At 63.2% G+C, this 7,859-nt stretch carries 6 protein-coding genes and 1 pseudogene; 3 read left to right on the top strand and 4 right to left on the bottom strand.

Features of this window, described 5'->3' with window-relative positions; genetic code table 11:
• Positions 1-402: 402 nt before the first annotated feature.
• A complete protein-coding gene (locus BOO71_RS10085; RefSeq protein WP_254843109.1) occupies positions 403-1,836 on the top strand; it encodes a replication initiator protein A in 1,434 nt (477 codons plus the stop codon).
• A gap of 211 nt (positions 1,837-2,047) precedes the next feature.
• Here the strand turns inward: BOO71_RS10085 and BOO71_RS10080 are convergent, their stop codons facing one another.
• Complete coding sequence (locus BOO71_RS10080) at positions 2,048-2,485, bottom strand: MerR family transcriptional regulator (RefSeq protein WP_075831920.1); 438 nt, start codon at positions 2,483-2,485, stop codon at positions 2,048-2,050.
• The gene (locus BOO71_RS10075) at positions 2,482-3,456 is read right to left on the bottom strand and encodes an NADPH:quinone oxidoreductase family protein (RefSeq protein ID WP_075831918.1); all 975 of its coding nucleotides are present in this window, start codon (positions 3,454-3,456) and stop codon (positions 2,482-2,484) included. The genes BOO71_RS10080 and BOO71_RS10075 overlap by 4 nt, the downstream gene beginning before the upstream one ends.
• A gap of 140 nt (positions 3,457-3,596) precedes the next feature.
• Here BOO71_RS10075 and BOO71_RS10070 point away from each other — a divergent pair, with 140 nt between their 5' ends.
• Entirely contained in the window at positions 3,597-5,393 is a 1,797-nt protein-coding gene (locus tag BOO71_RS10070; protein WP_075831916.1) for an acyl-CoA dehydrogenase, read from the top strand.
• On the top strand, positions 5,393-6,220 hold the full coding sequence (locus tag BOO71_RS10065; RefSeq protein ID WP_075831914.1) for an alpha/beta fold hydrolase: 828 nt from the start codon (positions 5,393-5,395) through the stop codon (positions 6,218-6,220). The genes BOO71_RS10070 and BOO71_RS10065 overlap by 1 nt, the downstream gene beginning before the upstream one ends.
• Here BOO71_RS10065 and nagA read toward each other — a convergent pair.
• Both nagA and BOO71_RS10055 read right to left on the bottom strand, forming a co-directional pair.
• Positions 6,183-7,343, bottom strand: coding sequence for an N-acetylglucosamine-6-phosphate deacetylase (gene nagA / locus BOO71_RS10060; RefSeq protein WP_075831912.1), 1,161 nt, complete (start codon positions 7,341-7,343; stop codon positions 6,183-6,185). The genes BOO71_RS10065 and nagA overlap by 38 nt on opposite strands.
• A gap of 69 nt (positions 7,344-7,412) precedes the next feature.
• A pseudogene (locus tag BOO71_RS10055) lies at positions 7,413-7,859 on the bottom strand (hypothetical protein); the annotation flags it as partial.

The raw sequence follows: 7,859 nt of genomic DNA, 5'->3' as shown, positions 1-7,859 counted from the left end.
TCGCCTGAGTAGTCCGGTACTTGTAAGACCGAATCGCCTGAGTTGTCCGGTAGTCGAAACTGCCAATCGCCTGAGTAGTCCGGTACTTGTAAGACCGAATCGCCTGAGTAGTCCGGTAGCTGTAAGAGGTCAATCGCCTGAGTAGTCCGGTACTTGTAAGACCGAATCGCCTGAGTTGTCCGGTAGTTTGGTCCCCAATCGCCTGAGTAGTCCGGTAGTTCGAGAAGCCAGTCTAAAACAAGCTGATAATTCCGACTGAGACAAGTTTTAGTCCGCTTTTCGCCGTTCAAACCGCCTGAGTTGTCCGGTAGTCGGAATCCCGAATCGCCTGAGTAGTACGGTAGTGGTTTTGAGCGTTTTTGGGGGGTATTATGCATAAATCAAAACCGGGAGGAAATGGCGTTGACTGGCACCAAACGTTCTCCAAAATCACGCTCGGCAACCAGACCTGCTTCCCCCAGAGAAATCTCGCGCATTGACGAGGCCAACGTGGGACGGCTGGGGTTGATCAGCATCCAGGAGCGCGTGCCAGACAGCTTTACTTCATGGACCGTCGATTTCCATGTCGAGGGCCGCCCTGCCCGGCTGAGCTGCGACGCGATTCCCAAGTATGGCGGTGTGCCGCACGGGCTGGACGGCGACATCTCCACCGCGTTGATTGACCTGTACGTGGAGGACGGCTGCCCGGAGGACGGCACACTGCACACCACCGCCTACCAGATTCTGAAACGCGCGGGCCTGCACGATTCCGGGCGCTACTACCAGAACCTGCGCCAGACGCTGTTCCGGCTGCGAACTTCCACCTACACCGCCTCGGAGGCGTGGCGGGACCACCGCCGGGGCAACTGGACCACGGTGACCTTCAACTACCTGGAAGCCCTGGAATTTACCAGCGGGGATGAGGACCTGGGCCTGAGCCGCAGCAGCACCCTCAAGATCAGGCTGGCGTCACCGATCACCAAATCCATCCGCGCCCAGTACACCAAGCCGCTGGACCTGGAATTTCTGACCAGTCTGGACCGCCCGCTGACCCGCGCCCTGTATCGCCTGCTGGACGCGCGGCGCTACCCGCCCGAGGACCCACGTGAGCCACTGGCGTCGTTCACCGTCAACCTGATCGACTGGGCCGAGGCGTGCAAGATCGTGGACCGCCGCAGCAACAAGATCCGTTCTACCTTGCAGGGCGCGCACGAGGAATTGATGGAGCGGCAGTACCTGAGCGCGGTGGAGTACGAGGGCCGGGGCCAGAAGCAGGAGTTGACCTACCGTTTCGCCGATCTGGCGGATCAGGAGGAATCCACCCTGCCCGACAGTCCGCTGATTCTGGAACTGGAGGAGTACCGGGTGTCTGGCGCGGTGGCCCGCAGGCTGATTGAGGAGTACGGTGAGACGCATGTGCAGGCGCGCCTGTCCAAATTTATCCGGTTGCTCGCTGGCGGTTTCAAGGCCCGCAACCGCTCAGCATTGCTGGTGGACATCATCCGCGATTCCGATGACAAGTACCCTGAGCCGGATGCCCCCAGAGAGAAGGCGAAGAAAAAAAGCAGCACCTCACCCTCCAACATGCCCACGCTGGTGGAGGCCACCGACGAGCCTCAGCCCCTGGAAGCGCAGGTGGAGGCGGCCCTCAAGACCCTGCAATTCCTGCTGCGTGAGCGCCTGAGCGTCAGCGAGTACGCCCTGCTGCGAATGGGAATGATCGTCGGTCAGCCGGACCCGCAGGAAGTCACGCGGCTGGCCTCCAGAGCCAAGGTGGAAGGCAGCTTAGACGCCTTTACTGCGGGTCTACTCCAGCATTTGGGTCATCTTCAGACGGCTCATCCCGACGTGACCTGAGCGGTTTCAGACCCACGGACTACCGGACATCTCAGGCGATTGGTGCAAGGACGGGAAAATGAGAGAATTGCTCGTCACGTGACGAGCAACCCGGATCGGCATGGCGCAATGTTCTTTTTCTGTTGTTGCAGCCGTCCGTTTCAGATGATCACTGAATTTTTGTCAAGAGCCAGAACGTGGTCAGCCTCAACCCAGTCAGCCGCAGCCCGGTCTACCCTTCTCCCGTGAACCGTTTGGTCAACCAGCGGTCCAGGCGGGCCAGATTGTCGGCCTGCCGCTCATACGCCGCGTTGATGGCGCGCAGCCGGGTCTGGAGGGCCTGCAAACGCTCATCACTCAGGGGCACGTCCTCGCGCTTCCAGTCGCGGCGGCGGTTGCCCGCCAGATCGTGGGTGGCGCGGCGCAGGGTGACCATGTCACGGGCCTCTTCCAAGGGCATCCCCAGTGAGCGCAGGTCAATCAGATCGCGCAGCAGGCGCAGCGAATACGGCCCGTACAGCAGCCGCCCCGACACCGTGGTCAGATCGGGGGTCAGCAGTTGTAACTCGGCGTAATGCATCACCGTGCGGCGCGTGACCCCAGCCTCGCGGGCCAGTTCGGCGGTGGTGTAGAAGGTGGTCTGCTCAGGTGTCTTGGAAGGCTCGCTCAAGGGGTGATGACCACCTTGCCAGTGACGCGCCGTTCCAGCAAGTCACGCATGGCCTGTGGGCCGTCTTCCAGCGAGTAGCGCTGACTGACCAGCGGTTTGACGGTGCCGTCCATGACCCAGCCTGAGAGCCGCGCCAGATTGCGGGCGTTGGCTGCCGGATCGCGCCGGGCGAATTCGCCCCAGAACACGCCCACCAGCGACGCACCCTTGAGCAGCGGCAAGTTTAGCGGCAGTCTGGGAATCTCGCCCCCTGCGAAGCCGATGACCAGATAGCGCCCGCCCCAGCCGATGCTGCGGAAGGCGGGTTCGGCAAATTTATCGCCCACCGGGTCAAAGATCACATCTGGACCTTTGCCGCCGGTCAGGGCTTTCAGGCGTTCGCGCAGGTCCTCGGTAGCGTAGTTGAAGCCCTCGTCTGCGCCGTGTTCACGGGCCAGTTGCAGCTTCTCGTCGCTGCCCGCCGCCGCGATCACCCGTGCGCCCAGCGCCTTGCCGATCATCACCGCTGCCAGTCCCACGCCGCCCGCTGCGCCCAGCACCAGCAGGGTTTCCCCCTCTTTGAGCTGGGCGCGGTCTACCAGCGCGTGCATGGTGGTTCCGTAGGCGAGGGGCAACGTGGCCGCCACCTCAAAATCCATGCCGTCCGGCAGCGGCATGACTGTTACCGCATCCGCCTTCAGATGCGAGGCGAAGGCCCCCAGTCCGGTAAAGGCCACCGCCCGCTGCCCGACTTTCAGGTGCTTGACGCCTTCACCAACAGCGGAAATGATGCCTGCTGCCTCTGCTCCTGGCACGAAAGGCAGGGGGGGCTTGATCTGATACTGGCCCATGACCATCAGCGCGTCGGGGTAATTCACGCCCGCCGCCTTGACCTCTAAAACAACCTCATTGGCGCTGGGCGTGGGGTCGGGCTGGGTCTGGACGGTCAGGGTTTCGGGCTGGTCAAAGGTCTGGCAGATCAGGGCGCGCATGGTGGAACCTCCTGGGGAGTGGGGACGGAACGGCGGATAGAATGCCCTATATTAACGTCAACGTTCAAAGTAGACGCAAACGGACATCCCTCTGGCCGATTCTCAGCCGAATCAGGTCTTCCCATCAAGGAGTAATTGCAATGGCCCCCTTTCTGAGCAAGCGAGACCTGCGTTTTCAACTGTTTGAAGTGCTGGACACTGCCGCCCTGCCCCAGCGTCCCCGCTTCGCCGATCACAGCCGCGAGGTGTACGAGGACGTGCTGAATCTGGCCTACAACGTGGCCGACAAGTATTTTGCCAGCCACGCCCGCGAATCCGATCTGAACGAGCCGCATGTGGTGGACGGCAAGGTGCAGCTCCTCCCGGCGGTGGGGGACGCCATGCGCGCCTTCCGCGAGGCCGGATTCTTCAGCGCCCACCACGACGAGGAACTGGGCGGCCTGCAACTGCCGTGGGTGATGACCCAGGCCGTGCAGGCACACTTTCAGGCGGCCAATGTGGGCAGTAGCGGCTATCCCTTCCTGACCATCGGCAACGCCAATTTGCAGCGGGTGTTCGCCTCCCCAGAGCAGCAGGCAAAGTACATGCTGCCGCTGGTGGAGGGCCGCTGGTTCGGCACGATGGCGCTGTCCGAGCCGCACGCCGGGTCCGGGCTGGCCGACATCACCACCACGGCCACGCCGAAGGACGACGGCACGTACAGCATCAGCGGCAGCAAGATGTGGATTTCGGGCGGCGAACACGAGCTGGCGGGGAACATCGTCCACCTCGTCCTGGCGCGGATCAAAGGCGGCGCGGCAGGCGTGAAGGGCATCAGCCTCTTCCTGGTGCCGCGTTACCGGATCAACGACGACGGCACCCCCGGCGAGAGCAACAACGTCGTGCTGGCGGGCCTGAACCACAAGATGGGTTACCGGGGAACCACCAACACGCTGCTGAATTTTGGTGAGGGCGGCGAGTCGGTGGGCGAGCTGGTGGGCGAGGCTGGACAGGGCCTTCGTCAGATGTTCCACATGATGAACGAGGCCCGCATTGGCGTCGGTATGGGCGCAGTGATGCTGGGCTACGCGGGCTATCTGGCAAGCCTGGACTACGCCCGTGAACGCGCGCAGGGCCGCGCCGCCAGCAATAAAGATCCCCTCAGCCCCGCCATCGCGATCATCGGTCACGCGGACGTGAAGCGGCTGTTGCTGCGGCAGAAAGCCTTCGTGGAGGGTGGGATGGCGCTGGGCCTGTACGCCTCAAGTCTGGTGGACGATCTGCAAACCGGGCCGGAAGAGGACCGCGCCGATACCTCACTGCTGCTGGACCTGCTGACCCCTATCGTCAAGTCCTGGCCCAGCAAGTACAGCCAGGAGGCGCTGAGCGACGCCATTCAGGTGATGGGCGGGGCCGGGTATACCCGCGATTACCCGGTGGAAATGTACTACCGCGACAACCGTTTGAACCCCATCCACGAGGGGACTGAGGGTATCCAGGGCAACGATCTGCTGGGCCGCAAGCTGACGCAGGCGGGCGGACGCGGCCTGGAAGTGTTGATGTCGCGTATTGAGGCCGATCTGCAAGCCGCCGAAGGTCTGGATGGATTGGATGAGATTCGTGCCGCTCTGAAAACTGCGCTGGAGCAGAATCAGAGCGCGTTGAAAGTCATCCTGGGCAAAGCCGTGGACCTCGGCCCGGACCTCTTTCTGGCGAATGCCAACAGCGCCCTGGAAATGCTGGGGCATACCGTGGTGGGCTGGATGTGGCTGAGGCAGGCTGCCGCCGCCGCGCGCGCATTGCCAGAGGCGAAGGGCGACGACGCCAACTTTTACCACGGCAAGTTGCAGGCCGCCCGCTTCTTTGCCATTTACGAACTGCCCAGAATTGAGTTTCACGCCCAGTTGCTGGCGAGTGCCGACGCCACCACCCACGAGATGCAGGAGACGTGGTTTTAATGACCCAGCAGATTCCCGAACCCCGCTTTTGCAACATTGGCACCCGCACGCTGGCCTACGACGAGGTTCGCCCCGAACACCCGCAGGGCAACGTCCTTTTTCTGACTGGGCTGGGCAGCAACCGCCTGGGCTGGCGCGGACAGCTTCCGGTCTTTGGCGAGAAGTACCGCACCTTCTCCATTGACCACCGCGACACCGGGGACAGTGACTTAACGGATGCCGACTACTCCACCGCCGATCAGGCCGATGACGCCGCCGCCTTTCTGCGGGCCATGAACGCCGCGCCCGCGCATGTGGTGGGCATCAGCATGGGCGGGTTTATCGCCTTGAATCTGGCGGTGCGCTGGCCGGAACTGGTGCAGAGCCTGACGCTGGTTTCCACCTCTGCGGGCGGGGCAAGCCATGTGGGGCCGGAGGAAGCGGGCCTGGACGCCCTGCGCCCCGATTTCACCCTGTCGCCCGGCGAACGCGCCCGCCGCACCTATGGCCTGATCATGGCCCCCGGTTTTCTGGACGCCCACCCGGAGGCCGCCGACGCGATTGCCGCCAACGCCGATTACCGCCCGTTGACGCCGGAGCGCTACGCCCGTCAGTTTCGCTCCACGCGCACGCATGACGTGACCGCCGACTTGGAAAAGCTGCTGGTGCCGACGCTGGTGGTTCACGGCGACGCCGATCCGCTGGTGCGCTACGAGAATGGGCAGCATCTGGCCGCCCACATTCCCGGCGCGGAGTTCATCACGTACCCCGGTACCGGGCATATTCCGATTGTGGAGCGGGCGGAGGAGTTTAACGGGGCGGTTCTGGAGTTTGTGGCTCAGCACTGACTTTGTGGCCCCCCACGTAAACTTCCAAAACATTTAGATCGGCGTCCAGCACCACCAGATCGGCGCGCAGGCCCGGCTCCAACATTCCCCGGTCACTCAGGTTCAGAGAACGGGCGGGCGTTCCACTCGCCATCTGGCTTGCTTCTGCTAGAGAAATGCCCGCCTGCATGGCATTCTTCAATGCCATATCCATCGTCAGCAGGCTTCCGGCCAGAGAGCCGCTTTCCAGATGCGCCTGTCCATCCTTGACGATCACGCGCTGGCCGCCGAGTTCGCTGATGCCGTCGCCCAGGCCAGCGGCGCGCATGGCATCGGTGATCAGCATGACCCGGTGCGAGGCGGCGCAGGCCAGCCGGAAACTGCCAGGGTGAACGTGGATGTTGTCCAGAATCACTTCCAGGTAAGCGTGGGCGTCGGCCATCAGCGCGGCGGGTGGGCCAGGAATGCGGCCCTCGATGCCCCCCATCGCGTTGTAGAGGTGGGTGGCGCAGGTTCTGGCCCCCACCGCATTCAGCGCGTTCAGGAAGGCGGTCACGGTTTCGGCATCTGCTCGCGTGTGGCCCACGCCGATTCGCACGCCTGCACGCGCCATTTCAAACGAGGCTTCTAGTGCCCCCGGCACTTCCGGCGCGATGGTCACGGCCCGCACCACGTTCAAAGCCAGCACCTCGGCGATCCGCTCTGGCGTCGGCTCCAGCGTGTTCGGTGGCTGCGCGCCCAGCCGCCCCGGACTGATGAATGGCCCCTCCAGATGCGCCCCCACGATGTCTGCCCCGCCCGGCACGCCGCCTTCGTCCATCACTTGCCGGATGCCGCGCAGGGCCGCCAGCACGTTCTCCCACGGATTGGTGATGGTGGTGGGCAGCAGCGTGGTGGTGCCGTGCGCGGCGTGAAAGCGGGCCAGCGTCCGCACCGCCTGCGGGCCGTCCATCGCGTCCGCGCCGCTGCCGCCGTGGACATGGGTGTCGATGAAACCGGGCAGGATCAGACGGTGGGTGGGAGCTGTGGAATCCGGCAAGATAGCGCTGATCTGATGGCCAAACTCCAGCCGCGCGGGGATCAATTCGCCGGAGGGCAGCAAAACCTGTCCACTGAGCGTCTGTCGTTGGAGGGGAGTCGTCATGGTGTGGCCCCAGTGTCGCTCATCCTGGGGCTGCGCGCCAGTGAAGACCGTGTGGAGCAGGCTTTTATCTTAACCGGGGGTCACTTGCAGAAGGCTCAAGGCAGCCAATGGGTCATAGCGCAAAATCCTAACAAATGACGTGAGGCGGCTTGTTTGAGCGTGAAGGAGACTCAGCAACATGCCGCGCAACACCGCTAGTCCTTGTGCGCCCTGACGCAATCGACAGCGATCTTCGTGGAAGATCGTATCGCGTCGGTGATGACTCCGGTTTTCAATGCCCCAGTGCTGCCGCCAGATGTCTTCAGCTTCCTGGGCCGTGAGCAGCCTGCTGCTCACGGCATATCGCACCTCCTGGGTGATTCCCCCATCCCTATGGGTGACGTGGTGTTCCCGGCGGATCAGGGTTTGGGCCGCAGGAAGTGAGGAGAGGACATCATCGGGAATGGCCGTTTGGGTGCTGGTGGTGCGAATCCACGTCTCACCACTGCGCCGCTCGTGATCCTGGAACACTGTTGT

It is taken from the genome of Deinococcus marmoris, assembly GCF_001949125.1.
GTDB classification, from domain to species: domain Bacteria; phylum Deinococcota; class Deinococci; order Deinococcales; family Deinococcaceae; genus Deinococcus; species Deinococcus marmoris_A.
This window is presented reverse-complemented; position numbering and strand designations above follow the sequence as displayed.

Excerpts from the sequence above, each read along its gene's own strand:
- nagA (WP_075831912.1), bottom strand. The coding sequence starts at position 7,343 with ATGACGACTCCCCTCCAACGACAGACGCTCAGTGGACAGGTTTTGCTG.
- BOO71_RS10070 (WP_075831916.1), top strand. The coding sequence starts at position 3,597 with ATGGCCCCCTTTCTGAGCAAGCGAGACCTGCGTTTTCAACTGTTTGAA.
- BOO71_RS10075 (WP_075831918.1), bottom strand. The coding sequence starts at position 3,456 with ATGCGCGCCCTGATCTGCCAGACCTTTGACCAGCCCGAAACCCTGACC.
- BOO71_RS10065 (WP_075831914.1), top strand. The coding sequence starts at position 5,393 with ATGACCCAGCAGATTCCCGAACCCCGCTTTTGCAACATTGGCACCCGC.